The sequence below is a fragment of the Streptomyces sp. WI03-4A genome (assembly GCF_033792105.1).
In the GTDB taxonomy this organism is placed as follows: Bacteria; Actinomycetota; Actinomycetes; order Streptomycetales; family Streptomycetaceae; genus Streptomyces; species Streptomyces collinus_A.
In genome coordinates, this window is the sequence record NZ_JARAUO010000010.1 from 142,845 (window position 1) to 168,468 (window position 25,624).

The window sequence follows — 25,624 nt, forward strand, 5'->3', positions numbered from 1 at the left end:
GACCGTCCCCGGACTGTGGTCGTCCTTGACCTTAACGACTACTCGGGCAGTCGGAGTTCCAGGTCCGCACGCGCTTCGACGCCGTCGCGGGTGAGCGCCGACAGGAGTGCGGCCACGGGGCCGCGGCCGGGCAGCTGGGCCTCCGGGTCGACGTCGTGCCAGGGGGCGAGCACGAAGGCGCGTTCGTGGGCGCGGGGGTGCGGGAGGGTGAGCTTCGGGTCGTCGGAGGTGACGCCCGCGTACGCGACGATGTCGACGTCCAGGGTGCGGGGGCCCCAGCGCTCGTCCCGGACGCGGTTGAAGGCCTCCTCGACGGCGTGGGCGCGCTCCAGCAGGGAGGAGGGCGGCAGGGTGGTCTTGAGGGCCACGACCGCGTTCAGGTAGGAGGGCTGGGAGCCCGGCTCGACGCCCCAGGGCTCGGTCTCGTAGACGGGGGAGACGGCCTTCACCCGGACACCGGGGGTGTCCTCCAGCGCGTCCACGGCCCCCTGGAGGGTCTCCAGGCGGTTGCCGAGGTTGGAGCCGATGGAGATCACGGCCCATTTCGGGTTGCTCAGGGTGGTGTCGGCGGCGTCGACCTGTTCGACGACCGACGCCGGCACCGGCTGGACGGTCGGGTCGCTGTGGCCCAGGGCGAAAGGTCGGGTCATACTCGGCTCCGGGTGATCGTGACGGTCACGTCGTCGAAGGGGACGGTGATCGGGGCGTCCGGCTTGTGGACGCGGACCTCGACCTCCTGGACATGCTCGTGCTTCAGACAGGTCTGGGCGATGCGCTCCGCGAGTGTCTCGATGAGGTTCACCGGCTCGCCCTCGACCACGGCCACGACCTCCTCCGCCACGATGCCGTAGTGCACGGTCTTCGTCAGGTCGTCGTCGGCGGCGGCCGGCCGGGTGTCCAGGCCGAGGACGAGGTCCACGAGGAAGGTCTGGCCCTCCTCGCGCTCCCTGGGGAACACCCCGTGGTGCCCGCGGGCCTTCAGGCCGCGCAGCGCGACACGATCCACGCGAATCACTCCTGCAATCGTCGGGAACGGCCGGCGGGTGTCGCGTGCGGGCGGCACACCGGCCTCAGACGAATCTACCTGCGGGCACTGACACGACCGGGTCGCGGGGGCGGGGGCCCGGGCGGGTGTGCGCAGGCTTCACCTTGTGTTTCCCCTGGGGAACCCGGCCGCGTCATGGGCTGGTAGCCGCTCCTACCCGCGGGTTCGTGATTCCAACCACTTCTTGGTCCCTGCGGGCCGTGTACCCGCTCATGCGAGTGGACTGTCGTCCGGATCCGCGCCGTTCGCCCCGTTCTCACCGTTCTCGTCGGCCTCGCCGGTCTCGGCCAGGACCGGGGAGGCGTGGTGGGACCACAGCTTCCAGCCGGTGGGGGTGCGCCGGAAGACGTTGGTGGCGACGACGAGCTGGCCGACCAGGGGACCGAGTTCGTCGCCGTCCTCGGGGGCGGGGCCGCCGCTGAGGATGTTCTCGGTGCAGTTCACGAGGGCGGTGTCGCCGGTGACGGAGACGTGCACGTCGGTGAGGAAGAACTGGATGTAGTCGGTGTTGGCCATGATCAGGGCGTAGGACCTGAGGACCTCGGCGCGGCCGGTGAGGACCGGCCAGCCGGGGTGGACGCAGGAGATCACGCCGCTGTCCGCCGGGTCGTGGTACTCCTCGTCGACGCCCAGGTCGGAGGGGGTGAGCCAGAGCGAGGACAGTTCGTCGAAGTCCCCGCGCTCCATCGCCTCGTAGAAGGCGGTGTTGGCGGCCTCCACCTGCTCGACGTCGGTGTGGGGGGCGCTCACCTGGCTCCTTCCGCCCCGTCCGCGCTGTCTTCCGCCGGCGTGCCGGGCGCCGTGCGCGCCCCTTCCACGGCCCGGGCGACCCGTACCGCGTCCGCCGTCGCGCGTACCTCGTGCACGCGTACGGCCCATGCGCCGGCGTGTGCGGCGAGGGCCGAGACCGCGGCCGTGGCGGCGTCGCGCTCGCGGGCGGGCGGGGGCGCGCCCTGCGGGCCGGCCAGGACGCGGCCGAGGAACCGCTTGCGGGAGGCGGCGACGAGCAGCGGGTGGCCGAGGGCGTGCAGGCGGTCGAGGTGGGCGAGGAGGCTGAGGTCGTGATCGGCCTCCTTGGAGAAGCCGAGGCCCGGGTCGACGACGATGCGGTCGGGCGCGATGCCGCCGGCGAGGACGGCGTCCACGCGCGCGCGGAGTTCGTCGACGACCTCGGTGACGACGTCCTCGTACGTGCCGTGGACGTTGCCGCCGGCGAGGAAGCCACGCCAGTGCATGACGACGAAGGGGGCGCCGGTGGCGGCGACCACGGGGATCATCGCGGGGTCGGCGAGGCCGCCGCTGACGTCGTTGACGAGGGCGGCGCCCGCCGCCAGGGACTGCTCGGCGACACAGGCGCGCATGGTGTCGACGGAGACGACCACGCCCTCGGAGGCCAGGCCGCGAACGACGGGGATGACGCGCCGCAGTTCCTCGGCCTCGTCCACCCGGGTGGCTCCGGGGCGGGTGGACTCGCCGCCGACGTCCACCAGGTCGGCGCCCTCGGCGACCAGGTCCAGGCCGTGCTTGACGGCGGCGGTCGTGTCGAACCAGCGGCCGCCGTCGGAGAAGGAGTCGGGGGTCACGTTGACGACGCCCATGACCGCGCACCGGTCCCATTCCGGTAGGCCTGCCAGGTGGCCGCGCCCGCTGTGGTTGTTCATATGTTCAGCGTAGGCCCAGGGGGTGGGGGTGAACGCGCGGCGGCCCGGGCGGAAGCCCCTGTGCCGGAGGGGGCGGGGCTTCCGTCCGGGCCGGTGGGGCCGCTCCGCGGCCGGTGCGGGGGTGGTGCGGGGGCACGGCAGGGGCGGGCGGGTCGGGACGGCCGGGCTCAGGCGGCCCGGACGTCGTGTTCCGCGACGGCGTGCGCGCAGGGGCGCCCGGCGGCCGCCCTGCGCCGGCGCAGGAAGCGCGGCAGCGGCAGGGCGAGGTCGACGAAGCCTTCGGCCTGCATGGCGGCGAAGCCGATGCGGGGCAGGTCGGCGGAGGCGCGGTAGACGACGAAGCGGGGCTCCCAGCGGGGCTGGAACTTGGCGTTGAACTTGTACAGCGACTCGATCTGGAACCAGCGGGAGAGGAACACCAGCAGTCCGCGCCAGGCGCGCAGCACGGGTCCCGCGCCGATCTTCTCGCCGCGGGCGAGGGCGGAGCGGAACATGGCGAAGTTCAGCGAGACGCGGGTGACGCCGAACTTGGGCGCGGCCTGCAGGGCGGCGACGATCAGCAGTTCGTTCATGCCCGGGTCGGCGGCGCGGTCGCGGCGCATGAGGTCCAGCGAGACGCCGTCCTCGCCCCAGGGCACGAAGTGCAGGATCGCCTTCAGGTCGCCGTACGCGCCGGGCTGCTCGTCGGCTTTGTGGGCGGTCGCTATCAGGCAGTCGCCGTCGGCCGCGTCGCCGATGCGGCCGAGCGCCATGGAGAAGCCGCGCTCGGTGTCGGTGCCGCGCCAGTCCTCGGCGGCCAGGCGGATGCGCTCCAGTTCGGCCTCGCCGAGGTCACGGATGCGCCGTACCCGGGTTTCGTAGCCGGCCCGCTCGATGCGCTTGACCATCTGGCGCACGTTGCGCATCGCGCGTCCGGCGAGCGAGAAATCCGCCACGTCGACCACCGCCTCGTCGCCCAGCTCCAGGGCGTCCAGGCCGGTCTCGCGGGTCCAGACCTCGCCGCCGGTCTCGGAGCAGCCCATGACCGCGGGGGTCCAGGAGTGGGCCTTGGCCTCGTCCATGAAGCGCTCGATGGCGCCGGGCCAGGCCTCGACGTCGCCGATGGGGTCGCCGCTGGCGAGCATCACGCCGGAGACGACGCGGTAGGTGACGGCGGCCTTGCCGCTGGGGGAGAAGACGACCGCCTTGTCCCGGCGCAGCGCGAAGTGGCCGAGGGAGTCGCGGCGGCCGTGCCTGGCCAGCAGGGCCCGCAGCTTCTCCTCGTCCTCCTCGGTGAGCCGGGCGGCCGGGTGCTCGGGGCGGAAGGCCAGGTAGACGGTGGTGACGGCGGTCAGCCAGCCGAGGGCGCCGAGGGAGAAGGCGACCGTCCAGGAGGTGTTGCCGGCGTAGTCGACGGGGCCCTCGAAGCCGAACAGGCCGTAGATGACGTGGGTGAGCCGGTCGGCGACGCTCGGGTCCCCGACCATGCGGTTGGGGTGGACGCTGACGATGACCATGCCGAGGGCCAGGGAGCCGGCGCTCATCAGGACGAAGTTGGCGAGCGCCCGCCAGCGGCTGCGCGGGTCGGGCAGAGCGGCGAACTCGTCGCGGTGGCGCAGCAGCGGGAACAAAAGCGCCACCGAGATGAGCACGCCGATGAGCGAGTGCCGGTAGACGAACTCGGCGACGGCGCCGGCCGGCAGCAGGGCGACGGCCGCGCGCCAGGCCCGCCGCTTGCGGCGCCGCAGACCGTGGGCGAGCAGCAGGAGGAGCACGCCCACGCTGAGCGAGAGTGCCGCGGCGAAGGGCCCGAAGGAGCCGGGCAGCACTTCGGCGATGGCGTGCATCCGGCTGTGGCGGAAGCGCGGGAACACACCCCCCGCGATGTCCACCGCGCCGACGAGGGCGCAGGCCCTGGCGACCAGGGTGGGTACGGCCTCGGGGCGCGGGCCGCGCAGTATGCGCCGCGCCCGGCTTGATCGGTCCGGAACCCCGCCCGACATTTCCCCATCTATCCTGACAGACATCGCATCCCGTAGTTCTGCGAGAGACCTTGAACCCGGTGCCGATTCGGGCATCCGGCGACATTGCGCCCTCTAGGACGGTGTCTTGGGGAGAGAGGTTCACTCCTCACCGGAAAGCTGGGTCAAAGGCCACGGAAAGCCCCGGGCAAGTCCTCGCGACGAAGCGCGGGCGCCACGGGCGGAAAGCGCAGGCAGGAACAGCCCATGGGTCTCACGAGCAACAAAGTGCTTGCGCTGGCGGCCGTCTTCGCCGCGCTGCTGTTCGTCGCCACGGTGTGGCTGTGGCCGCGGCTGGCGCGGCGGAGCTGGCGTGCCGTCAGCGGCCGTGTCGGCCTGCTCCTGGTGACCCAGGTGGCGCTCCTGGCCTCCCTGGGGATCGCCGCCAACCAGGTCTTCGGGTTCTACGCGAGCTGGGCGGACCTGTTCGGTCAGGAGACCGACCAGGGCGTCGTCGTGAACCACACGGCCGGCGGCGGGGGCGGGCCGCTCCAAGTGGTCTCCAGCGGCGCCGTGCAGGGCGTCAGCGGCGACCGGCCGCAGACCACCGGTCAGATCCAGCGGGTGGACATAGAGGGCCGCACGTCCCGCCTCGCCACACCGGCGTACGTCTACCTGCCGCCCGAGTACTTCCAGCCGCAGTTCCGCACCCGCACGTTCCCGGTCACCGTCGTGCTGACGGGGTATCCCGGTACCGCCCAGGCGCTGGTCGACAAACTGCACTACCCGCGCACGGCCCAGGAGCTGGCGAAGAACGGCCGGATGCAGCCGATGATCCTGGTGATGCTGCGCCCGACGGTGGCGCCGCCGCGCGACACCGAGTGCGTGGACGTCCCCGGGGGACCGCAGACGGAAACGTTTTTTGCGAAGGACCTCCCGGAGGCGGTGCTGGCCCACTACCGGGTGGGCAAGCGCCCCGGGAGCTGGGGCGTCATGGGCGACTCGACCGGCGGCTACTGCGCGCTGAAGCTCGCCATGCACTTCCCGAAGGTCTTCGCGGCCGGGGTCGGCCTGTCGCCGTACTACAAGGCGCCGATCGACCCCACGACCGGCGACCTCTTCCGCCGCGACCGCGGGCTGCGCGACCGGGCCGACCTCATGTGGCTCATCGGGCACGCGCCCGCGCCGGACACCTCGCTGCTCGTCACCAGCAGCAAGGTCGGTGAGCACAACTACGCGGACACGCTCAGGTTCATAGAGCGGGTGCAGGCCACGAACAAGACCCGGATCGCGTCGATCATCCTCGACAGCGGCGGGCACAACTTCAACACCTGGCGGCGGGAGATCCCCGCGGCGCTCCAGTGGCTCAGCGGCCGGCTGAGCGATCGGTGAGTCCCGTATGCGCCTGATGTCCCGTGTAGGCGCCTGATGCCCCGTGAAGCCGGCGGTGTGGCTGTGTTTTTGCGGGGCGGGGGTCCGCGAACCGCCTACGCGCGGTAAGTTTCTGGCCATGCCACGTGGACGCCACCGCCATTCACCGCCTCTGCACCGGCTGTTGCCACCGTCGGCGATCGCCGGTGTCTCCGCCGTCTGCGCGCTGGGTCCCTGGGTGTTCTCCGAGGCCGCCGTGTTGCGGGCGCTCGCCGCCGCGGCCGCGGCCACGGCGGTCGCGGGCGCCTTCGTGATGCGCCGCTGGGACGCCCAGGCGGGCAAGCAGGTCGCCGACCTCACGCGCGCGCGTGCCAGCGACGAGTGGCGCTTCGAGGAGCGGGTCGCCGAACTGGAGACCGACCTGGAGGAGTCGCGCGAGCTGCGCACCAAGCTGGAGCAGCGCCTGCGCGCCAAGCGCGCGGAGCTGGCCGGGCTGCGCAACGAGCACGCGTCCCTGCTGCGCCGCTACGCCACCGCCGAGACCGAGCGCGCCAGCGCCCTGGAGGGGCGCCGGCTGCTGGAGATCGAGGCGGCCGAGCCGTCCGGCCTGCCCGCGCTGCCGCCCGCGCGCAGCGCCGAACCCGAGACCGCGGGCACGACCGAGGCCACCGAGGCCGAGGCGACCGACGCCGAGAAGAAACCCGGTACGGGGGCCGTGTTCTCCGCCGCGGGCGCCCGGCTGTTCCTCGACGCGGCCGTGGCGCTGTCCCGGCTCGACCGTGACAGTGCGGCGGCCGAGGCCGACGCCGCCGCCGACGACGACGGGTCTGAGGCCGCGGTCGCGGTCGATTCCGAGGCCACGGTCGATTCCGGGGCGGAGTCCGAGGCAGAGCCCGAGGTCGACGCCGCGGCCGTGCGGTCCGGGGCGCGGGGCGCGAACGCCGAGCCGGCCGGCTCCGCACCCGAGGCCGCCGCCGAGTCCGTGTCCGCCGCCAGGCCCGCGCCCGAACCAGTGACCGGGACCGCCGGGACCGAGCCCGGCGGGGATCCGGGCGACGGCCCGGGGAAGCGGCCCGCGCGGGAGGCCGCTCAGGAGGGCGAGGCCCAGGGGAAGCCCGGGGCGGCCGGTGGGCACGAGCACACGGCCGCCTCCCCGACCGCACCGGAGCGGCCCGCCCGGTCCGCCGGGCAGCAGCCCTCCGGGCACTTCACGGTGCCGACCGCGGTGGCCGTCGTACCGGCAGCGCCCGTGCGGCGCCCCACGGTCGAGGGCGGGTTCGACTTCTTCGGCACCCAGAAGGAGGCCTCGTCCGACGCGCTGGACTCGGTGCAGAACGAGGACCTCGCCGACGTCGTCGGCCAGGAGGCCCTCGCCCTGCACAAGGCCGAGACCGAGGCGCAGTTCAAGCCGGCCGACGAGGAGTCGCGCGGCGGCGGCCAGGTGATCGACCTGACCGCGCACGACGAGACCGAGCAGATCGACGTCCAGGGGCTGCGCACCGCCGCCTCCTGAGACCGCACCGAGCACCGGGCCCGGCCCATCCCGCGAGGGTGAGCCGGGCTCACGGCTGTCGTGCCGCACCTCGCCCGTGAGCCGGGCTCACGCCATCCAGCGGTCCGGACGGGCGTCCCGGCGGCCGGTGCGGGACCGCTCCGCCTGCTCCGAGAGCAGCCGGGCCGCGTCCTCGGCGTCCCGCAGACGGGCCGTGACGGTCTTGCCCGCTCCGGTGTCCACATGGACGTCGGCGAGCCGCCACAGACGCTCCCAGGGCCCCTGGGTGAGCCGTACGCTCTGCACCTTGGCGTGCGGGACCAGCGCCAGGCGGCGGCGCAGCAGGCCGTGCCGGGCCGCGAACACCGACTCGGTGACCGCGAGGCCGTAGCCCCGCCACCGCACCGGCGCGCACCGGCCGGCCCGGCGCGGCGGGCGGGACGGCGCCGCCGGCACGGTCACGCCGGGCAGGACGTGCGCTATCACCGACTCGGCGACCGCGCGCGGGGCGACCGGCACCAGCACCGAGTTGTCGGACCCCGCCACGTCCAGCTCGACCCGCACCCAGCCCAGCCGCCGCCACAGCAGCGGCTCCACGATCCGCACGGTCTGCACCCGGCCCGGCGGCACCGTCTCGTGCGCGCGGTCGAGCAGCCCGTGGTCGATGCGCAGCCCGTCCGGGGACTCCGCCACCGTCCAGTCGTACTCGGCGACGAACCGTCCCGCGCTCCTCGCGCCCGCCGCGCCGAGCAGCGGCAGCGCCACGGCGAGCACCGTCCACAGGCTGTGGGTGGCGAGCCAGAGCAGGGGCGGGACGACGACGACGGCGATCAGGGAGCCCCAGGTGGCGCCGGTGAGCAGCAGGGAGAGCGCCAGTCCGCGCGGTGGCACCCGCAGCAGCTCGCACGCCGGTGCCTCGCCGACCTCGCGGGCCGCCTCGGGCGCGAAACCCGCCGCGCGGGCGAGCAGTTCCGCGCGCAGCGCACGGGCCTCCCGCTCGCCCAGGAAGGCCAGTTCGTCCTTCTTGTCGGCCCCCACGACGTCTATCCGCAGCTTGGCCACACCCGCCACGCGCGCGAGGAGCGGCCGGGTGACGTCGACGGCCTGGATGCGTTCCAGCCGGATGTGCGCGGTGCGCCGGAACAGCAGCCCGGTACGGATGCGCAGTTCGCTGTCGGTGACGGCGTAGTGGGTGAACCACCAGGACAGGAAGCCGTAGAGGCCGGCCGCCGGGACCAGCACGGCGAGCCCGGTCAGGAGCATGGTGGAGGTCAGCCGCTGCGCCTGCTCCTGCGCGCCGTTCGGATCGTGCACGGCCCAGCCGGCGAGCACGGTGACCGGCGCCCAGGCCCGGCGGAAGGGGGTGACCGGGTGCAGCCGCCGCTCGGCGACGGGCGGACGCGGCACCGCGTCGTCCAGTCCGGTGGCGGTCACAGGCCCGCCGACCGGGCCTCGCCCAGCTCGGTGAGCCGGTCGCGCAGCCGCTCGGCCTCGGCCGGCTCGAGACCGGGGATGGCCGCGTCGGTCGCCGCGGCCGCGGTGTGCAGCTGCACGCCCGCCAGTCCGAACCAGCGCTCCACCGGGCCCGAGGTGACCTCGACGAGCTGCATCCGCCCGTACGGCACCACGGTCTGCTCGCGCCACAGGACGCCGCGGCTGATCAGCAGGTCGTCGGCGCGCTCGGCGTACCGCCAGGAGCGCCAGTTGCGGCCCAGCAGCCGCCAGCCCCACGCCCCCAGGGCCAGCGGCAGCAGCGCCCAGGCGGCCCACGCCGGTCCCGCGAGCAGGCCGGGCAGCAGTCCCGCCGCCAGGGCGAGCACGGCCGTCCACAGCGCCAGCAGCAGCCGCCGCATGCGCAGCAGCCCGGGCGGCAGCCCCCGCCACTCAGGCTCGTCCCCCGTCATCCCGGTCCCTGCCGGGATCCCCGTCTCCATGGGGCCAGCGTACGTAGGGGAAACTGGGTGCATGACTGCGACGGAGACCACGGTCGGCATCGGTGGCGCCGCCGAGAGCACCGACATGGTGCTCAACATCGGCCCCCAGCACCCGTCCACGCACGGCGTGCTGCGCCTGAAACTCGTGCTGGACGGCGAGCGCATCGTGCACGCGGAGCCGGTGATCGGCTACATGCACCGGGGCGCCGAGAAGCTGTTCGAGGCGCGTGACTACCGGCAGATCATCATGCTCGCCAACCGGCACGACTGGCTGTCGGCGTTCTCCAACGAGCTGGGCGTGGTCCTCGCGGTGGAGCGGATGCTCGGCATGGAGGTACCCGAGCGCGCGGTGTGGACCCGCACGCTGCTCGCCGAGCTGAACCGGGTCCTGAACCACCTGATGTTCCTCGGTTCGTACCCGCTGGAGCTGGGCGGGATCACGCCGGTGTTCTACGCGTTCCGGGAGCGCGAGGTGCTCCAGAACGTCATGGAGGAGGTCTCCGGCGGCCGCATGCACTACATGTTCAACCGGGTCGGCGGCCTCAAGGAGGACCTGCCGGCCGGATGGACGGCACGCGCGCGTGCGGCCGTCGCCGCCGTGCGCTCGCGCATGGACGTCTTCGACGACCTGGTGCTCGGCAACGAGATCTTCCGCGGCCGCACCCGGGGTGTGGGGGAGCTCGCCCCGGAGGCGGTGCACGCCTACGGCGTGAGCGGGCCCATCGCGCGCGCCTCCGGCGTCGACTTCGACCTGCGCCGCGACGAGCCGTACCTGGCCTACCCCGAACTCCAGGACACGCTGAAGGTCGTCACCCGGACCGAGGGCGACTGCCTGGCCCGCTTCGAGTGCCTGCTGGAGCAGACCCACAACGCGCTGGACCTCGCCGACGCCTGCCTCGACCGGCTGGCCGGCCTGGCGCCCGGCCCGATCAACCAGCGGCTGCCCAAGGTGCTGAAGGCGCCCGAGGGCCACACCTACGCCTGGACCGAGAACCCGCTCGGCATCAACGGGTACTACCTGGTCAGCAAGGGCGAGAAGACCCCGTACCGGCTGAAGCTGCGCTCGGCGTCGTACAACAACATCCAGGCGCTGACCGAGCTGCTGCCGGGGACCTTGGTGGCGGACATGGTGGCGATCCTGGGGTCGATGTTCTTCGTGGTGGGGGACATCGACAAGTAGGACGCAGCAGGCCCTAGGCGAGCGGGTCCGCGATGCCGACCGGCACGAGCAGCCAGCCGAAGTCGCCCAGACCGCCGGGGGCGGTGAGCTCGGCCGCCTCGCCGGCGCTCGCCAGGGCGCGCACGTAGGCCGCGGGGTCCGTGGAGGCCAGTCCGAGCGGGGGGCGTGCGCCGGTGAGGTCCAGGGCGCGCAGAGCGGCGCGCTGCGTGAGAAGGCGCGCGGTGGGGAGTGAGCGCGCCTGCTCGGAGGGCGTGCACGCCGTGTCGGTGGGCGCGGGCGCCGCGCCAGGGGGCGTGGGCGCGGTGCGGGCGGCCGTACACGCTTCCGCGCACGCGTCGAGTGCGACGTGCGCCGTGATGTCGCACGACCCGTCCGGCACCGGTGCCGTCTCCCGCCCCTCCCGGAAGCCGGTGAGCGTCCCGTACGGGGGCCGGGCACCGGCGGTGTGCGCGTAGTCCACGGCGACCGCGAGCCCCCGCTCCACCCGGTCCACCACCGCCGCCCACGCCCGGTCCCTGGGCAGCCCGATCTCCGCGCGCAGGCCCTCCTCCGCGGGCAGCGGCCACCATCGCGCCAGCCAGCGCGCCTCCAGGTCCGGCACCGGCCGCCCGAGCCGCTCGGAGCCGTCATCGGCGACCAGCACCAGCCGGGGCACGCCCGCGGCGTCCACCTCGGCGACGTCCACGGGCACGTTGTCCAGCCACTCGTTGGCGAACAGCAGCCCGGTGACCGCCGGCGGGGGCTCGCTCCGCCAGACGATCCGCTCGTCCAGGCCGGACGGACGGCCGGCGATCTCGACGGCGTACGCGCGCGTGCGGGCGGCGACTGGGGCCGGCAGGGCGGCGAGCACGCCCGAGACCAGCTCGCCGCGCCCCGCTCCCATGTCGACGAAGTCCAGGGTGGACGGCCGCCCGAGCGCCTCGTCGACCCCGCACAGCAGCCGGGCCACGGCCCCCGCGAACAGCGCGGACGCGTGCACGGAGGTGCGGAAGTGCCCGGCCGGGCCCTCGGGCCGCCGGTAGAAGCCGCCGGGGCCGTAGAGCGCCGCCTCGGTCGCCTCCCGCCAGCCGCGTCCCGCGGGGCCGCCGCCCGCCGTCGCCTCTCCTGTCACCGCAACAGACTAGGCGCACAGGTGATCACGGCATCCACCTTGCGGAGTACACGTGCCGGGTGCGGATCGGCCCTCCGGTTGACCCATGCACGCATCCGGTTTCCCTACTCTGGGTTACGTGCAGCGCCTCTATGACTTCCTCCGCAGGCACCCGACGTGGGTCGACACCTTCTGGGCCGTCGTCCTGTTCGGGCTCTCCGGCGTGAGCGTGATGAACCAGAGCGGGGCGCCCGAGCACCACATGCCGGTCGCCGGCGGGCTGGCGGTGTCCGCCGTCCTGTGCGTCGTCGTCGCCCTGCGCCGGCGCCTGCCGGAGCCGATGCTCCTGCTGGCCTTCGCCACCGGGATGGTCCAGCTCGTGCTGGACATCGAGACCACCGTGGCCGACTTCGCCATGCTGGTGATCACCTACACGGTCGCGACGGTCGGCGCGCGCTGGGCCTCCCGGCTGGCGCTCGCGGTCAGCCTCGTCGCCGCGGCCCTCGCGCAGGTCCGCTGGCCGGCCACGCACAGCAGCGCGCTGGGCCAGGTGGCGATCGCCGTGTTCCAGACGGTGCCCTTCGCGCTGGCCTGGGTGCTCGGCGACTCCATGCGCACCCGCCGCGCGTACTTCGCGCAGCTTGAGGAGCGCGCGGCCCGGCTGGAGAAGGAGCGCGAGGCGCAGTCCAAGGTGGCCGTCGCCGCCGAGCGCGCCCGGATCGCGCGCGAGCTGCACGACGTCGTCGCGCACAACGTGTCGGTGATGGTGGTCCAGGCCGACGGTGCCGCCTACGTCCTCGACGCCGCCCCCGACCAGGCGAAGAAGGCCCTGGAGACTATCTCCTCGACCGGCCGCCAGGCGCTCGCCGAGATGCGCCGCCTGCTGGGCGTGCTGCGCACCGGCGAGCACCAGGAGAGCGGGGAGTACGTCCCGCAGCCGGACGTCGAGCAGATCGACGACCTCGTCGAGAAGTGCCGCAGCTCCGGTCTGCCCGTCGACTTCCGGGTCGAGGGCACCCCGCGACCGCTGCCGAGCGGGGTGGAGCTGACCGCGTACCGCATCGTGCAGGAGGCGCTCACCAACACCCGCAAGCACGGCGGGCCCAATGCGGGCGCGAGCGTGCGGCTGGTCTACTTCGACGACGGGCTCGGCCTGCTCGTCGAGGACGACGGCAAGGGCGCCCCGCACGAGCTGTACGAGGAGGGCGGCGCCGACGGCCAGGGCCACGGCCTGATCGGCATGCGCGAGCGGGTGGGCATGGTCGGCGGGACCCTGGACGCCGGGCCGCGTCCCGGCGGAGGATTCCGGATCAGCGCGCTGCTCCCGCTCAAACCGGCGCACTGACGCCCACACACCCCTTGATGACACCTGTACATGTCACACCCCACGTTCTGGACACGGAAGAGGACCCGATGACGATCCGCGTGATGCTCGTCGACGACCAGGTGCTGCTGCGCACCGGGTTCCGGATGGTGCTCGCCGCCCAGCCGGACATGGAGGTCGTCGCGGAGGCGGGGGACGGCGTCGAGGCGCTCCAGGTGCTGCGGGCCACCGCCGTGGACGTCGTCCTCATGGACGTGCGCATGCCGAAGCTGGACGGTGTGGAGGCCACCCGGCGGATCTGCTCCGAGCCCGATCCGCCGAAGGTGCTGATCCTGACCACCTTCGACCTGGACGAGTACGCCTTCTCGGGGCTGAAGGCGGGCGCCTCCGGCTTCATGCTCAAGGACGTGCCGCCCGGCGATCTGCTCACCGCCATCCGCTCCGTGCACAGCGGCGACGCCGTGGTGGCGCCGTCCACCACCCGCCGGCTGCTGGACCGGTTCGCGCCGATGCTGCCCTCCGCCGGGCAGCAGCCGCAGCACAAGGAGCTGGAGCGGCTGACCGACCGGGAGCGCGAGGTCATGGTGCTGGTCGCGCAGGGCCTGTCGAACGGCGAGATCGCGGCCCGGCTGGTGCTGTCCGAGGCGACGGTGAAGACCCATGTGGGCCGCATCCTGACCAAGCTCGGCCTGCGCGACCGGGTCCAGGTCGTGGTCCTGGCCTACGAGACCGGCCTGGTCCGCGCCGGCGGCCTCGGCTGACACCGGGACGCCCGGCCGCCGAGGGGCATCCGCCACGGCCCGCCTCCGCCGCCCGCACGCCACGGGCTGCCGGCCACGGCCGGCCCTCCGTCGCCCCCACGCCGCGGAGCGGGTCAGCGTAGGACGCCCTCGATGAAGTCGGTGCCCAGCCGGGCGACCACCGAGAGGTCGAGCTGGTGCTGGACGTAGCGGCCGCGGCGGCCGCTGGTGATCAGGCCCGCCCGTCTCAGCACCGCGAGGTGCCGGGATATCTCGGGGGCGGACATGCCGTGCGCCTGGGCCAGTTCGCCCGTCGTGTGCGCGGCGCGGGCCAGATGGCGGCACAGCCGCATCCGCACCGGGTGGGCCAGCGCCTCCAGGCGCAGCGTGAGCTGCTCGACCGAGGGCGCCTGCGGGTGGGAGCCGCTGACGGGGTAGGTGATCGTGGGCTGCCAGCCGTACCGGTGCAGGACCAGCAGGTGCGGCCAGCCGAGGCTGGTCGGCACCAGGACGAGGCCGCCGTCGCCGGTGGCGGTGCGGCCCACCAGGAGCTTGTCGACCGTGATGAGCCCGGCCTCCTCGTCCAGCGAGACGGCGCCCGAGAGCGAGGAGAGTGCCTCGCCGAGGCCCTTGCGGCGCAGCAGTTCGGTCCGGTGCCGGGCGTCCGCCGCGAGCTCGGGCTGGAGCCTGGCCCAGGTGTCGGCGAAGAACGCCTCGTCGCAGTCGAGCAGCAGCTGCCGGAACCAGGCGCGGACGGCCGGCGGGTCCTCCAGCAGCCGGCGGGTGAACCGCTCCTGCACGACACCGCGCGCGGCGGCCAGCTCCAGGGAGCGCCGGCGCACGACCGGGTCGTCGAGCGGGCCGGGGTCGGCCACGTCGTAGCGCAGCTGGCAGGTGAACTCCAGTGCCGAGTGGACGAACTGCTCGTCCGTCAGCTCGTCGAGCTGGTCCAGCTCCTCGGCCAGTGTGGCGCCCGGTCGCGCGTGCCCGCCGGGGATGCCGGCGAACGGGGCGAAGACGTCGGAGAACGTCGTGCGCCACAGGAAGTCGGCCTCGCACAGCCGGTCGGCCAGGCCCGGGTCCAGCCGGGCCGTGACGGCGGTGGCCCACCCGCGCAGCCGCGGGTGGTGGCCGGGCTCGCTGAGCGCGTGCAGCGCCATCCCCAGCTCGGCCAGTGGGGAGGGCGTGAAGCTCACCCTCCGCCACCTCCCGGCGTCGCTGGAGCCGGGGGCGCCCCCGGTGGCGGCCAGCCCGGTGATGTCGATGGTCACGCTCATGCCCCCATCGTGCACCCGGCCACTGACAGCGCCGGACCCCGGCCCGGTGTCTGACCTGCGCGAACCGGGCCGCCGGGCCGTGCCCGCCTGCCCGCCGGGCTACGACACCGCCGGGCTACGACACCGCCGGCAGGCGGACCACGAAGTCCCGCACCGCCGCGCGGACGTCGTCGGCCGTCCACTCCAGGCCGGCGGCCCGCACCGACACCTCGGTGCACGCGATGCCGGGCCCGGCGCCGGTCCAGGCGTTCGCGAAGAGCATCACCGACGTCTCCTCGGCCTGGCGCACGGCCGCCTCCGCCACCACGTCGGGCTCGTACGGCAGCCAGACCTGGAACTCGTGGGTGTGCGGCACCCCGGGGTGCACCCGCGACCAGGCCACCCCGGCCGCGGCGAAGCCCTCGCGCAGCGCGGCGGCCACCACGCGCGCGTGGCGCACGTACTCCGGCAGTCGGGGCAGCTCACGCTCCAGGCCGACCAGCGCGGACAGCACGGTCGGGAACTGCTGGAAGATCATGCCGCCGTACCGGTGCCGCCAGGTCCGCGCCTCCTCGACCAGCGTCCTCGGCCCCGCGAGCGCGGCACCCCCGAGCCCGCCGAGGGACTTGTAGAACGACACGTAGACGCTGTCGGCCAGGCCCGCGATCTCCTCCAGCGGACGCCCGAAGTGCTCGGCGCACTCCCACAGGCGCGCGCCGTCGAAGTGCACCACCGCGTCGCGCTCCCGCGCCGCCTCGACGAGCGCGGTCAGCTCCTCCCAGGCCGGCAGCAGGAAACCGGCGTCCCTGAGGGGCAGTTCCAGCATCAGCGTGCCGAACGGCTCGGCGAGGTCGCGTATCTCCTCGGCCGTGGGCTGGCGCGGCTCATCCGTCACGAGGACCGGACGCAGGCCGCTGACCTGGCTGAACGCGTGCCGCTCATGGACCTCGGGGTGCGCGAGGGCGTGCAGCGCGACCGCCGCGTCGCCGGTGCGGCCCGCCCAGCAGCGCAGGGCCACCTGCTGGGCCATGGTGCCCGTCGGGAAGAACGCGGCGGCCTCCGTGCCGAGCAGCACCGCGACCCGCTCCTCCAGGGCGGCCACGACCCGGTTGCCGTAGATGTCGGCCGGCTCGTCCAGGTCGTACACCCCGGCCGCCGACTCCGTCAGGTGCGCCAGACGCTCGCGCATCGTGCTGCCCCAGTCGGCGCGGGACAGCGTGCGCCGCGCCTGCCGCTGGGCCGCGGCGCGCCGTTCCCGCAGCAGCTCCGCCGCCGACCGCTCCGCCTGCTCCGGCCCCGCCGGCCGTTCTTCGTCCAGCTCACCCTTGTCAGTCATGCGGGGATCATCCCCCGCCCCGTCCCGCGCGGGCAGCGGAATTTCGCCGGGGCGCGGGGCGTGGGGAAACCCACAGCCTGTGGACAACCAGCCGCCGTCCCACCCGATAGCGTTAACATGACGAGAAATCGTCCGGTACCCAGTGCGGACTGGAACGGGAAGGCCGCTGTCGCGTGAGTACAGTCCACCAGCAAGACCTCAGGGACCGCCCCGCGCGGCTCACCGTCGGCGTCGTGGGCGCCGGCCGCGTGGGCCCCGCCCTGGCCGCGTCCCTCCAGCTCGCCGGGCACCGTCCGGTGGCCGTCTCCGGAGTCTCCGACGCCTCCCGCAGGCGCGCCGAGAGCATGCTCCCGGACGTGCCGCTGGTCCCGCCCGCCGAGGTCCTCCAGCGCGCCGACCTCGTCCTGCTCACCGTCCCCGACGACGCCCTGCCCGGCCTGGTCTCGGGCCTCGCCGAGACCGGCGCGGTCCGGCCGGGACAGCTCCTCGTGCACACCTCGGGGCGGTACGGCGCGAAGGTGCTCGACCCCGCCCTGCGCGCGGGCGCGCTGCCTCTGGCGCTGCACCCGGCGATGACCTTCACCGGCACCCCGGTGGACGTCCAGCGCCTGGCGGGCTGCTCCTTCGGCGTCACCGCGCCCGAGGAACTGCGCCTGGCCGCCGAGGCCCTGGTCATCGAGATGGGCGGTGAGCCGGAGTGGATCAGCGAGGAGAACCGCCCGCTCTACCACGCGGCCCTCGCCCTGGGCGCCAACCACCTGGTGACCCTGGTCGCCCAGTCCATGGAACTGCTGCGCACGGCCGGCGTCGCGGCCCCCGACCGGATGCTCGGCCCGCTGCTCGGCGCCGCCCTGGACAACGCGCTGCGCTCCGGTGACGCGGCGCTCACCGGCCCGGTCGCGCGCGGGGACGCGGGCACCGTCGCCGCGCACGTCACCGAGTTGCGCAGGCACGCCCCGGGGACCGTGGCGGGCTACCTGGCGATGGCCCGCGCCACCGCCGACCGCGCCCTCGCCCACGGCCTGCTGAAGCCGGAGCTCGCCGAGGACCTGCTCGGCGTCCTGGCCGACGGCTCCACCGGCACGGAAGGCACCGACGGCACCGACGGCACCGAGGGGAACGCCCGATGACCACCGCCCTGCTCAGCACCGCCGACGAGCTGCACGCGCGCGTACGTCACGGCCGCCGCGCCGTCGTCATGACCATGGGCGCCCTGCACGAGGGCCACGCCACGTTGATCCGCACCGCGCGCGGGATCGCCGGCCGGGACGGCGAGGTCGTCGTCACCGTGTTCGTCAATCCGCTCCAGTTCGGTGCCGGCGAGGACCTGGACCGCTATCCCCGCACCCTCGAAGCCGACCTGAAGCTCGCCGAACAGGCGGGCGCCGACGCGGTGTTCGCGCCCTCGGTGGACGAGGTGTACCCCGGCGGGCAGCCCCAGGTGCGGCTCTCCGCGGGCCCGATGGGCGAGCGACTGGAGGGAGCCGCGCGGCCGGGGCACTTCGACGGCGTGCTGACCGTCGTCGCCAAGCTGCTGCACCTCAGCCGCCCCGACGTGGCCCTGTTCGGACAGAAGGACGCCCAGCAACTGGCCCTGATCCGGCGCATGGTGCGGGACCTGAACTTCGGCGTCGAGATCGTCGGCGTCCCGACCGTGCGCGAGGCCGACGGGCTCGCCCTGTCCAGCCGCAACCGCTACCTGTCGCCCGACGAGCGCCGTACCGCCCTCGCCCTGTCCCGCGCCCTGTTCGCCGGGCGCGACCGGCACGCGGCGCAGGAGGCGCTGCGCGCCCGGGCCCGCGAGGTGCCCTCCACGCACGCGCGTGCCGAGGCGCTGAGCGCCATAGGCGAGTCCCGCGCGGCAGCCGACGCGCACGCCGTGGCCACGGCCGTCCCCGGCGGCCCGGCGGCCGTCCGCGCGGCCGCCCGCCAGGTCCTGGACGAGGCCGGCCGCGTCGAGCCCCCGCTGAAGCTGGACTACCTCGCCCTGGTGGACCCCTCGGACTTCACCGAGATCGCCGACGGCTTCACCGGCGAGGCCGTCCTCGCCGTGGCCGCCCGGGTGGGCACCACCCGGCTGATCGACAACATCCCCCTCACCTTCGGAAACCTCGGAGCCGCCTCGTGACCAGCACAGGCATACGACTGCACGCACCCGCCCCCGGGTGGTCGATCTCCGCGGACGTGGTCGTCGTCGGCTCCGGGGTGGCGGGCCTGACCGCCGCCCTGCGCTGCGAGGCCGCGGGCCTGACGACCGTCGTCGTCACCAAGGCCCGTCTGGACGACGGCTCCACGCGCTGGGCGCAGGGCGGCATCGCCGCCGCCCTGGGCGAGGGCGACACCCCCGAGCAGCACCTCCAGGACACCCTGGTGGCGGGTGCCGGCCTGTGTGACGAGGCGGCCGTGCGGCTCCTCGTCACCGAGGGCCCCGACGCCGTGCGACGGCTGATCTCCACCGGTGCCCACTTCGACACCGACGACGAGGGCGACATCCAGCTCACCCGCGAGGGCGGCCACCACCGGCGCCGCATCGCGCACGCGGGCGGCGACGCGACCGGAGCGGAGATCTCCCGGGCGCTGGTGGCGGCCGTCCGCGCGCGCGGACTGCGCACCGTCGAGAACGCGCTGGTCCTCGACCTGCTCACGGACGCCGAGGGCCGCACCGCCGGCGTCACCCTGCACGTGATGGGCGAGGGCCAGCACGACGGCGTGGGCGCCGTGCACGCGCCCGCGGTCGTCCTCGCGACGGGTGGCATGGGCCAGGTGTTCTCCGCGACCACCAACCCGTCCGTGTCGACCGGCGACGGGGTGGCGCTCGCGCTGCGCGCCGGGGCCGAGGTCAGCGACCTGGAGTTCGTCCAGTTCCACCCGACCGTCCTGTTCCTCGGCGCGGACGCCGAGGGCCAGCAGCCGCTCGTCTCGGAGGCGGTGCGCGGCGAGGGCGCCCACCTGGTCGACGGCGACGGCGTGCGCTTCATGGTCGGCCAGCACGAGCTGGCCGAACTGGCGCCCCGGGACATCGTCGCCAAGGGCATCATGCGGCGGATGCTGGAGCAGGACGCCGAGCACATGTTCCTCGACGCCCGGCACTTCGGCGCCGACATGTGGGAGCACCGCTTCCCGACCATCCTGGCCGCCTGCCGGGCCAACGGCATCGACCCCGTCACCGAGCCCATCCCGATCGCGCCGGCCGCCCACTACGCCTCCGGCGGCGTGCGCACCGACGCGCGCGGGCGTACGACCGTGGCCGGCCTGTACGCGTGCGGCGAGGTCGCCTGCACCGGCGTGCACGGCGCCAACCGGCTCGCCTCCAACTCCCTCCTGGAAGGGCTCGTCTACGCCGAGCGGATCGCCGCCGACATCGCCGCCGCGCACGCCGGGAACGGCCTGCGCGCGCGTGTGCCCGCGCAGGTCCCGGAACCCGAGCGGCCCGCGCACCCGCTGCTCGCCCCCGAGGCCCGGTTCGCCATCCAGCGGACCATGACGGACGGCGCGGGCGTGCTGCGCTCGGCACAGTCCCTGGAGAAGGCCGCGGAGCAGCTCCAGCGGCTGCACACCGAGGCCCGCGACGCCCTGGACGAGAACGGCAAGACCGCCGAGCCGGGCGTCGACACCTGGGAGGCGACCAACCTCCTGTGCGTGGCCCGCGTCCTGGTCGCCGCCGCCCGGCTGCGCGAGGAGACCCGCGGCTGCCACTGGCGCGAGGACCGCGCCGAACGCGACGACGCCGCATGGCGGCGCCACATCGTCGTACGGCTCAACCCGGACCGGTCCCTGGCCGTACGCACCACCGACACCGCAGATTTCCCCCCGACCCGGCACCACCGGCTTTCCCAGGAGCAGTGACAGACGTGAGCACCGACGACCTTCCCCTCGCCCCGACCGGCGGCTGCGGCGACGGCTGCGCCTGCGGCGCCGAGGGCGACGAGGAGTACCTGGAGAGCGGACTCGACCCCGCGCTCGCCGAGCTGCTGGCCGCCGCCGGGCTCGACCCCATCGAGGTCGAGGACATCGCCAACGTCGCCATCCAGGAGGACCTGGACGGCGGGGTGGACGTGACCACCGTCTCGACCATCCCCGAGGACGCGGTCGCCACCGGCGACTTCAGCGTGCGCGAGGCCGGGGTGGTGGCCGGCCTGCGGGTCGCCGAGGCCGTGCTCTCCGTGGTCTGCACCGACGAGTTCGAGGTCGAGCGGCACGTCGAGGACGGCGACCGGGTCGAGGCCGGGCAGAAGCTGCTCTCGGTCACCACCCGCACGCGCGACCTGCTCACCGCCGAGCGCAGCGCCCTCAACATCCTGTGCCGCCTGTCCGGCATCGCGACCGCCACGCGCGCGTGGGCGGACGTGCTGGAGGGCACCGGGGCGCGCGTGCGCGACACCCGCAAGACGACGCCGGGACTGCGCTCGCTGGAGAAGTTCGCCGTCCGCTGCGGCGGCGGCGTCAACCACCGCATGTCGCTCTCCGACGCCGCCCTGGTGAAGGACAACCACGTGGTGGCGGCCGGCGGCGTCGCGCAGGCGTTCAAGGCCGTACGGGAGACCTTCCCCGAGGTGCCGATCGAGGTCGAGGTCGACACCCTGCACCAGCTCCGCGAGGTCGTCGACGCGGGCGCGGACCTGATCCTGCTGGACAACTTCACACCCAACGAGTGCGCGGAGGCCGTCGGCATCGTCGCCGGCCGGGCGCTGCTGGAGGCGTCCGGCCGGCTCACGCTCGACACCGCGCGCGCGTACGCCGAGACCGGCGTGGACTTCCTGGCGGTCGGCGCCCTCACCCACTCCTCGCCGATCCTCGACATCGGCCTGGACCTGCGCGAGGCGGAGTAACGGCCATGCTGCTCACGATCGACGTCGGTAACACGCACACCGTGCTCGGCCTGTTCGACGGCGAGGACATCGTCGAGCACTGGCGCATCTCCACCGACGCGCGCCGCACGGCGGACGAGCTGGCGGTGCTGCTGCAGGGCCTGATGGGCATGCACCCGCTGCTCGGGGACGAGCTGGGCGACGGCATCGACGGCATCGCGATCTGCGCGACCGTCCCGTCCGTGCTGCACGAGCTGCGCGAGGTCACCCGGCGCTACTACGGCGACGTGCCCGCGGTGCTGGTCGAGCCGGGTGTCAAGACGGGGGTGCCGATCCAGTTCGACAACCCCAAGGAGGTCGGCGCCGACCGCATCATCAACGCGGTCGCGGCGAACGAGCTGTACGGCGGCCCCGCGATCGTCGTCGACTTCGGCACGGCGACCACCTTCGACGCGGTCTCCGCGCGCGGGGAGTACGTCGGCGGGGTGATCGCCCCCGGCATCGAGATCTCGGTGGAGGCGCTCGGCGTCAAGGCCGCGCAGCTGCGGAAGATCGAGGTGGCCCGGCCCCGCAACGTGATCGGCAAGAGCACCGTCGAGGCCATGCAGTCGGGCATCGTGTACGGCTTCGCCGGCCAGGTCGACGGCGTGGTGGGCCGGATGGCCCGGGAGCTGGCCGACGACCCCGACGACGTCACCGTGATCGCCACGGGCGGGCTCGCGCCGATGGTGCTGGGCGAGTCCACGGTGATCGACGAGCACCAGCCGTGGCTGACCCTGATCGGCCTGCGCCTGGTCTACGAGCGGAACGTGTCGCGCATGTGAGCGCCGTGCGCGTGGCGGGCGCCGCACTCCGCCCGCCACGCGCGTGAGACCGGTCGTCCCGCCATGCGCGCGTGGCCCCGGTCGGGCGAAACCAGGCAACGACACGCGGCGACACAACATCCCGATCCGTCACTTTTGTCCGATTAGCGATAGCGTCGCCGCATGCCCACGCCCTACGGATCCCGCGGCGGCATGGCGTTCGGAGCGGAGGAGCTGCGTGTGCTCCGCCGAGCGCTCGCCCTCGCCCTCCACCCCGGCCGAGCGTCCGCCGAGGACGTCAAGGACTGCTTCCTCCTCGCCGAGTCCCTCGACGAGGCGATGCGCGAGGCGGCCCGGCTGCGCGCCTTCCTGGTGGCCGACCTGGGCCGCTACCGCGCCGCCCTGCCGGGCACGGCCGCCGGCTACCTGGGGCTGCTGGAGGAGGCGCTGGGCGCCGGGCACCGGCCCACCCCGGACGACCTCGCCGCGCTCCGCGCGCTGCGCGGCAACCCCCGCGCGGCCGGCCTGCTGGACCGCTGCCAGGCGCTCGCCGAGCAGGACGTGCGCGCCCGCTTCGCACAGGGTGCCCGCAAGGTCCCCGCGCCCGCCGTGCCGCCCTCCAGGACGCGCCTGCTGGCCCTCCCGGGCGGCGCGGGAGAGGTCCCGGGCGTCCGGGCCGAGGAGGCGGAGAAACCCGCCCAGAAGCCCGCTCCGGGCCCCGGTCAGACGCCGCCCGGCCGGCCCGCCGAGCGTCCCGGCGAGCCGGGCGCCCCGAAGCGGCCCATTCCCACGCCGGGCGAGGTCTTCCCGCGCCGCAAGCCGCCCGCCGCGCCCTCGGACCCGGCGCGGCCCGCGGAGTCCCGGCAGCTCGCCGCCGGCTGACCGGGCCGGTCCGCGCGCCCTCCGCGCACCCCGTCCCTTTCGCCCCGAACCTGATGGCTACTCTGGATCCATGGACTACGTCTCCGCGCTCGTGCCCCCGGTCGTCATGGCCCTGTTCTTCATCGGTGTGGTCAGGGTGATCGTGAAGACCCAGGGCGGCGCCGCCAAGGCCAAGGAGGACGCGGCCGTGGACGCCGCCCTCGCCCGCTCGGAGGGCGTCCACCAGGCGTCCGCCGCCCGCGACGCCTGACGGCACCGCGTCCGACTCCGCGCACCGGGGCCCCGTGCCCCGGTGCTTTTGCGCGTCGTACGCCCTTTTTGTTGGCGTTTGCAGCGTAAGCGCACGTCCGGCACGCCATTGACGGGATCTCCCACTATTGTTCTGAGCTGTGCCTCGCCCATTGGGAGAACTCGAAGACGCGGTCATGACGCGGGTGTGGAAGTGGAACCGCCCGGTGACCGTTCGAGAAGTCCTGGAAGACCTCCAGCAGGAACGGTCCATCGCGTACACCACGGTGATGACCGTTTTGGACAATCTCCATCAGAAGGGCTGGGTGCGCCGCGAGGCGGAAGGGCGCGCCTATCGATATGAGGCGGTCTCCACCCGGGCCGCGTACGCGGCCGCCCTCATGAACGACGCCTGGTCGCAGAGCGACAACCCGGCGGCCGCTCTCGTCGCCTTCTTCGGGATGATGAGCGAGGAACAGCGGCAGGCCCTCAGGGACGCCGTACGGATCGTGCGGGTTCCGGAAACACTGGAAGCCCCGCAGGCCCCGCAAGCGCCACAAGCTCCCCAAGAGGAGAACCCCGGCTCGGCCGGGGAGGCGACCGGGCGATAGCGTCCGCTCATGGCACCAGAGCGTCCCGAAGTCACCGCAAAAGCCATCACCGTCCGGCGGGCCCGCACCAGCGATGTCCCGGCCGTCCGCCGCCTCCTCGACGCCTACGTCCGTGACCGCATCCTGCTCGACAAAGCGATGGTCACGCTTTACGAGGACATCCAGGAGTTCTGGGTCGCCGAACGCGACGACAACGCCGAGGTGGTCGGCTGCGGCGCGCTGCACGTCATGTGGGAAGACCTCGCGGAAGTGCGGACTCTCGCGGTGAAGCCCGGCCTCAAGGGCGCCGGTGTGGGTCACCGGGTGCTGGAGAAGTTGCTGCAGACCGCGCGCTGGCTCGGTGTTCGGCGGGTTTTCTGCCTCACCTTCGAAGTGGACTTCTTCGGCAAGCACGGCTTCGTGGAGATCGGGGAGACACCGGTCGACACCGATGTGTACGCGGAGCTGTTGCGTTCCTATGACGAGGGCGTCGCCGAGTTCCTCGGTCTCGAACGAGTGAAACCGAACACCTTGGGCAACAGCCGGATGCTTCTGCATCTGTGATCGACATTGCCCGGGGTCCCTATGTCCGAAACGCGCATGTTTCCGGACGTGGGCGGGTCCCCGGGGCTCTCCCAGGGGTTTGTGTTTTTCCGGCAAAAGCGGTTTGCTTTCCGACGTACTGCAGTACTGCATATAACAGGGGCGGCGAAACGGCGGACGCCGCGGACCCTTGACCCTCACGTTATCGATGAAAGGAAATCCGGTGGCACAGAAGGTTCAGGTCCTTCTTGTCGACGACCTCGACGGTGGCGAGGCGGACGAGACCGTGACGTTCGCGCTGGACGGCAAGACATACGAGATCGATCTCACGACCGCCAATGCGGACAAGCTGCGTGACCTTCTCGACCCCTATGTGAAGGGCGGTCGTCGCACCGGTGGCCGTGCCGCCGGCGGACGCGGAAAGGCGCGTGCCGCTTCCGGTGGCAACCAGGACACCGCGGCGATCCGCGCCTGGGCCAAGGAGAACGGCTACGAGGTCAACGACCGCGGCCGTGTTCCCGCGTCCATTCGCGAGGCCTACGAGAAGGCCAACGGCTGATTCCGCCGGCAGGCGGGCGGCCCGGCGTCCAGGCGCCGCAGCCGGATGCGGTGGCATCGTGCCGCCACCGTGTCGACCAGTCGCACGAGATCGGGGGCGTCCTTCGGACTCCCCATGGCCGGCAGTGCCGGCAGCGAGACCTCGACCTCGCCCCCGGGTACGGGGGGTCGCAGCCACGCGGCGGCCCCCTGGACGGAACCGGTGCGGGCGGGGTCGCCGGGACGCGGCGGACGGCCGCCGTGCGCACCGCCGGGCGGCACCGGCGCCTCCATCGCCCCGTCCGCGCCGAGGACCTGCAGGTCCAGTGCCAGCGGCCCCCATTCCAGCCAGTCCAGCACCGCCGGCAGCTCCTCCGCGCTGCCCGCCGCCACCAGCAGCCGCATCCGGTCGCCCCGCAGGGCCACCGGTGAGCCCGGCGCGAGGTGCCTGAGCGCGGCGGCTCCGGCCTCGGCGGGCACGTCGAGGACGTCGAACCGCAGCCCCGTGACCAGCCGCAGCGGCCGTCCGGGCACGGTCGCCCACCCCAGTTCGTTCTCGTACCAGTGCCGGGCCCGGGCCTCCGGGCCGGCCGTGGTGTCCGCGTGGTCCGTGCCGTGCGGAAGACGGGGCGGGGGGAGAAGGGGGACCGTGGAGAGTGTGGAAACGGTGCGGACCGAGCCAGCCATGCCAAGTGCAACCGCCGAAACGGCCCAAGGGTTACGCTGTGTGTATCCATGATCGCACACGGTGCCTGAAAAGGGGGCGCGCGCGGGCCGGGGGAGGCGCGAGGTTGTTCGCCCATAGCGGAGGGAACAGGGGCGCGCGGCATGGAGTGTCCGTCACCGCGGGTAAGACATGCCTAG

Annotated in this window: 26 protein-coding genes; 15 read left to right on the plus strand and 11 right to left on the minus strand. The window is 73.8% G+C overall.

What is annotated here, in order from left to right:
* Positions 1-38: 38 nt before the first annotated feature.
* From folK to PV343_RS14000, 5 genes are all read right to left on the minus strand, one after another.
* Complete coding sequence (gene folK / locus PV343_RS13980) at positions 39-650, minus strand: 2-amino-4-hydroxy-6-hydroxymethyldihydropteridine diphosphokinase (RefSeq protein ID WP_319147201.1); 612 nt, start codon at positions 648-650, stop codon at positions 39-41.
* Complete coding sequence (folB, locus tag PV343_RS13985) at positions 647-1,006, minus strand: dihydroneopterin aldolase (RefSeq protein ID WP_359264492.1); 360 nt, start codon at positions 1,004-1,006, stop codon at positions 647-649. Before folB ends, folK begins: the two co-directional genes overlap by 4 nt.
* 249 nt (positions 1,007-1,255) lie before the next feature.
* Positions 1,256-1,795, minus strand: coding sequence for a nuclear transport factor 2 family protein (locus tag PV343_RS13990; protein ID WP_319147202.1), 540 nt, complete (start codon positions 1,793-1,795; stop codon positions 1,256-1,258).
* The gene (folP, locus tag PV343_RS13995) at positions 1,792-2,706 is read right to left on the minus strand and encodes a dihydropteroate synthase (protein ID WP_319147203.1); all 915 of its coding nucleotides are present in this window, start codon (positions 2,704-2,706) and stop codon (positions 1,792-1,794) included. Before folP ends, PV343_RS13990 begins: the two co-directional genes overlap by 4 nt.
* Before the next feature lie 167 nt (positions 2,707-2,873).
* Positions 2,874-4,688, minus strand: a complete 1,815-nt coding sequence (locus PV343_RS14000) for a phosphatidylglycerol lysyltransferase domain-containing protein (RefSeq protein ID WP_319147204.1) — start codon at positions 4,686-4,688, stop codon at positions 2,874-2,876.
* 225 nt (positions 4,689-4,913) lie between these two features.
* On the opposite strand from PV343_RS14000, the gene PV343_RS14005 reads away from it, so the two are divergent.
* Positions 4,914-6,038 carry an alpha/beta hydrolase gene (locus PV343_RS14005; RefSeq protein WP_319147205.1) on the plus strand — a complete coding sequence of 375 codons (1,125 nt, stop codon included), beginning with the start codon at positions 4,914-4,916 and terminating at the stop codon, positions 6,036-6,038.
* A gap of 118 nt (positions 6,039-6,156) precedes the next feature.
* On the plus strand, positions 6,157-7,530 hold the full coding sequence (locus PV343_RS14010) for a hypothetical protein (RefSeq protein WP_319147206.1): 1,374 nt from the start codon (positions 6,157-6,159) through the stop codon (positions 7,528-7,530).
* 87 nt (positions 7,531-7,617) lie between these two features.
* Here the strand turns inward: PV343_RS14010 and PV343_RS14015 are convergent, their stop codons facing one another.
* Positions 7,618-8,943, minus strand: a complete 1,326-nt coding sequence (locus tag PV343_RS14015; protein WP_319147207.1) for a PH domain-containing protein — start codon at positions 8,941-8,943, stop codon at positions 7,618-7,620.
* On the minus strand, positions 8,940-9,443 hold the full coding sequence (locus PV343_RS14020) for a PH domain-containing protein (protein WP_319147208.1): 504 nt from the start codon (positions 9,441-9,443) through the stop codon (positions 8,940-8,942). The genes PV343_RS14015 and PV343_RS14020 overlap by 4 nt, the downstream gene beginning before the upstream one ends.
* 31 nt (positions 9,444-9,474) lie before the next feature.
* Between PV343_RS14020 and PV343_RS14025 the strand changes: the two genes are divergently transcribed.
* Positions 9,475-10,623, plus strand: a complete 1,149-nt coding sequence (locus PV343_RS14025) for an NADH-quinone oxidoreductase subunit D (protein ID WP_133924536.1) — start codon at positions 9,475-9,477, stop codon at positions 10,621-10,623.
* A 13-nt stretch (positions 10,624-10,636) separates the two neighbouring features.
* On the opposite strand, the gene PV343_RS14030 is transcribed toward PV343_RS14025, so the two are convergent.
* Positions 10,637-11,734, minus strand: a complete 1,098-nt coding sequence (locus tag PV343_RS14030; RefSeq protein ID WP_319147209.1) for an SAM-dependent methyltransferase — start codon at positions 11,732-11,734, stop codon at positions 10,637-10,639.
* Between the two features lie 118 nt (positions 11,735-11,852).
* On the opposite strand from PV343_RS14030, the gene PV343_RS14035 reads away from it, so the two are divergent.
* Positions 11,853-13,058: a sensor histidine kinase gene (locus tag PV343_RS14035; protein ID WP_319147210.1), complete on the plus strand. Its 1,206-nt coding sequence runs from the start codon at positions 11,853-11,855 to the stop codon at positions 13,056-13,058.
* Between the two features lie 68 nt (positions 13,059-13,126).
* Positions 13,127-13,798: a response regulator transcription factor gene (locus PV343_RS14040; RefSeq protein ID WP_319147211.1), complete on the plus strand. Its 672-nt coding sequence runs from the start codon at positions 13,127-13,129 to the stop codon at positions 13,796-13,798.
* 113 nt (positions 13,799-13,911) lie between these two features.
* On the opposite strand, the gene PV343_RS14045 is transcribed toward PV343_RS14040, so the two are convergent.
* Both PV343_RS14045 and PV343_RS14050 read right to left on the minus strand, forming a co-directional pair.
* The gene (locus tag PV343_RS14045) at positions 13,912-15,054 is read right to left on the minus strand and encodes a DUF5937 family protein (RefSeq protein ID WP_319147212.1); all 1,143 of its coding nucleotides are present in this window, start codon (positions 15,052-15,054) and stop codon (positions 13,912-13,914) included.
* A 115-nt stretch (positions 15,055-15,169) separates the two neighbouring features.
* Complete coding sequence (locus tag PV343_RS14050; protein WP_319147213.1) at positions 15,170-16,369, minus strand: threonine aldolase family protein; 1,200 nt, start codon at positions 16,367-16,369, stop codon at positions 15,170-15,172.
* A gap of 173 nt (positions 16,370-16,542) precedes the next feature.
* On the opposite strand from PV343_RS14050, the gene PV343_RS14055 reads away from it, so the two are divergent.
* From PV343_RS14055 to PV343_RS14100, 10 genes are all read left to right on the plus strand, one after another.
* Positions 16,543-17,499, plus strand: a complete 957-nt coding sequence (locus PV343_RS14055) for a Rossmann-like and DUF2520 domain-containing protein (RefSeq protein ID WP_319147214.1) — start codon at positions 16,543-16,545, stop codon at positions 17,497-17,499.
* Positions 17,496-18,497 carry a pantoate--beta-alanine ligase gene (gene panC, locus PV343_RS14060; RefSeq protein WP_319147215.1) on the plus strand — a complete coding sequence of 334 codons (1,002 nt, stop codon included), beginning with the start codon at positions 17,496-17,498 and terminating at the stop codon, positions 18,495-18,497. The genes PV343_RS14055 and panC overlap by 4 nt, the downstream gene beginning before the upstream one ends.
* The gene (locus tag PV343_RS14065) at positions 18,494-20,215 is read left to right on the plus strand and encodes an L-aspartate oxidase (protein WP_319147216.1); all 1,722 of its coding nucleotides are present in this window, start codon (positions 18,494-18,496) and stop codon (positions 20,213-20,215) included. The genes panC and PV343_RS14065 overlap by 4 nt, the downstream gene beginning before the upstream one ends.
* 5 nt (positions 20,216-20,220) lie before the next feature.
* A complete protein-coding gene (gene nadC, locus PV343_RS14070; protein ID WP_319147217.1) occupies positions 20,221-21,198 on the plus strand; it encodes a carboxylating nicotinate-nucleotide diphosphorylase in 978 nt (325 codons plus the stop codon).
* Positions 21,199-21,203: 5 nt separating this feature from the next.
* Entirely contained in the window at positions 21,204-22,001 is a 798-nt protein-coding gene (locus PV343_RS14075; protein ID WP_020941429.1) for a type III pantothenate kinase, read from the plus strand.
* 192 nt (positions 22,002-22,193) lie between these two features.
* Entirely contained in the window at positions 22,194-22,862 is a 669-nt protein-coding gene (locus PV343_RS14080) for a hypothetical protein (protein ID WP_319147256.1), read from the plus strand.
* Positions 22,863-22,932: 70 nt separating this feature from the next.
* Entirely contained in the window at positions 22,933-23,112 is a 180-nt protein-coding gene (locus tag PV343_RS14085; RefSeq protein ID WP_133924546.1) for a hypothetical protein, read from the plus strand.
* A 175-nt stretch (positions 23,113-23,287) separates the two neighbouring features.
* Positions 23,288-23,701 carry a BlaI/MecI/CopY family transcriptional regulator gene (locus PV343_RS14090; RefSeq protein ID WP_387953497.1) on the plus strand — a complete coding sequence of 138 codons (414 nt, stop codon included), beginning with the start codon at positions 23,288-23,290 and terminating at the stop codon, positions 23,699-23,701.
* A 9-nt stretch (positions 23,702-23,710) separates the two neighbouring features.
* Positions 23,711-24,244: an amino-acid N-acetyltransferase gene (locus PV343_RS14095; protein ID WP_020941433.1), complete on the plus strand. Its 534-nt coding sequence runs from the start codon at positions 23,711-23,713 to the stop codon at positions 24,242-24,244.
* Between the two features lie 202 nt (positions 24,245-24,446).
* Positions 24,447-24,782 carry a histone-like nucleoid-structuring protein Lsr2 gene (locus PV343_RS14100; protein ID WP_020941434.1) on the plus strand — a complete coding sequence of 112 codons (336 nt, stop codon included), beginning with the start codon at positions 24,447-24,449 and terminating at the stop codon, positions 24,780-24,782.
* On the opposite strand, the gene PV343_RS14105 is transcribed toward PV343_RS14100, so the two are convergent.
* Positions 24,761-25,447: an SCO3374 family protein gene (locus PV343_RS14105; RefSeq protein ID WP_319147219.1), complete on the minus strand. Its 687-nt coding sequence runs from the start codon at positions 25,445-25,447 to the stop codon at positions 24,761-24,763. The two genes, PV343_RS14100 and PV343_RS14105, sit on opposite strands and share 22 nt — an antisense overlap.
* Between the last annotated feature and the right edge of the window lie 177 nt (positions 25,448-25,624).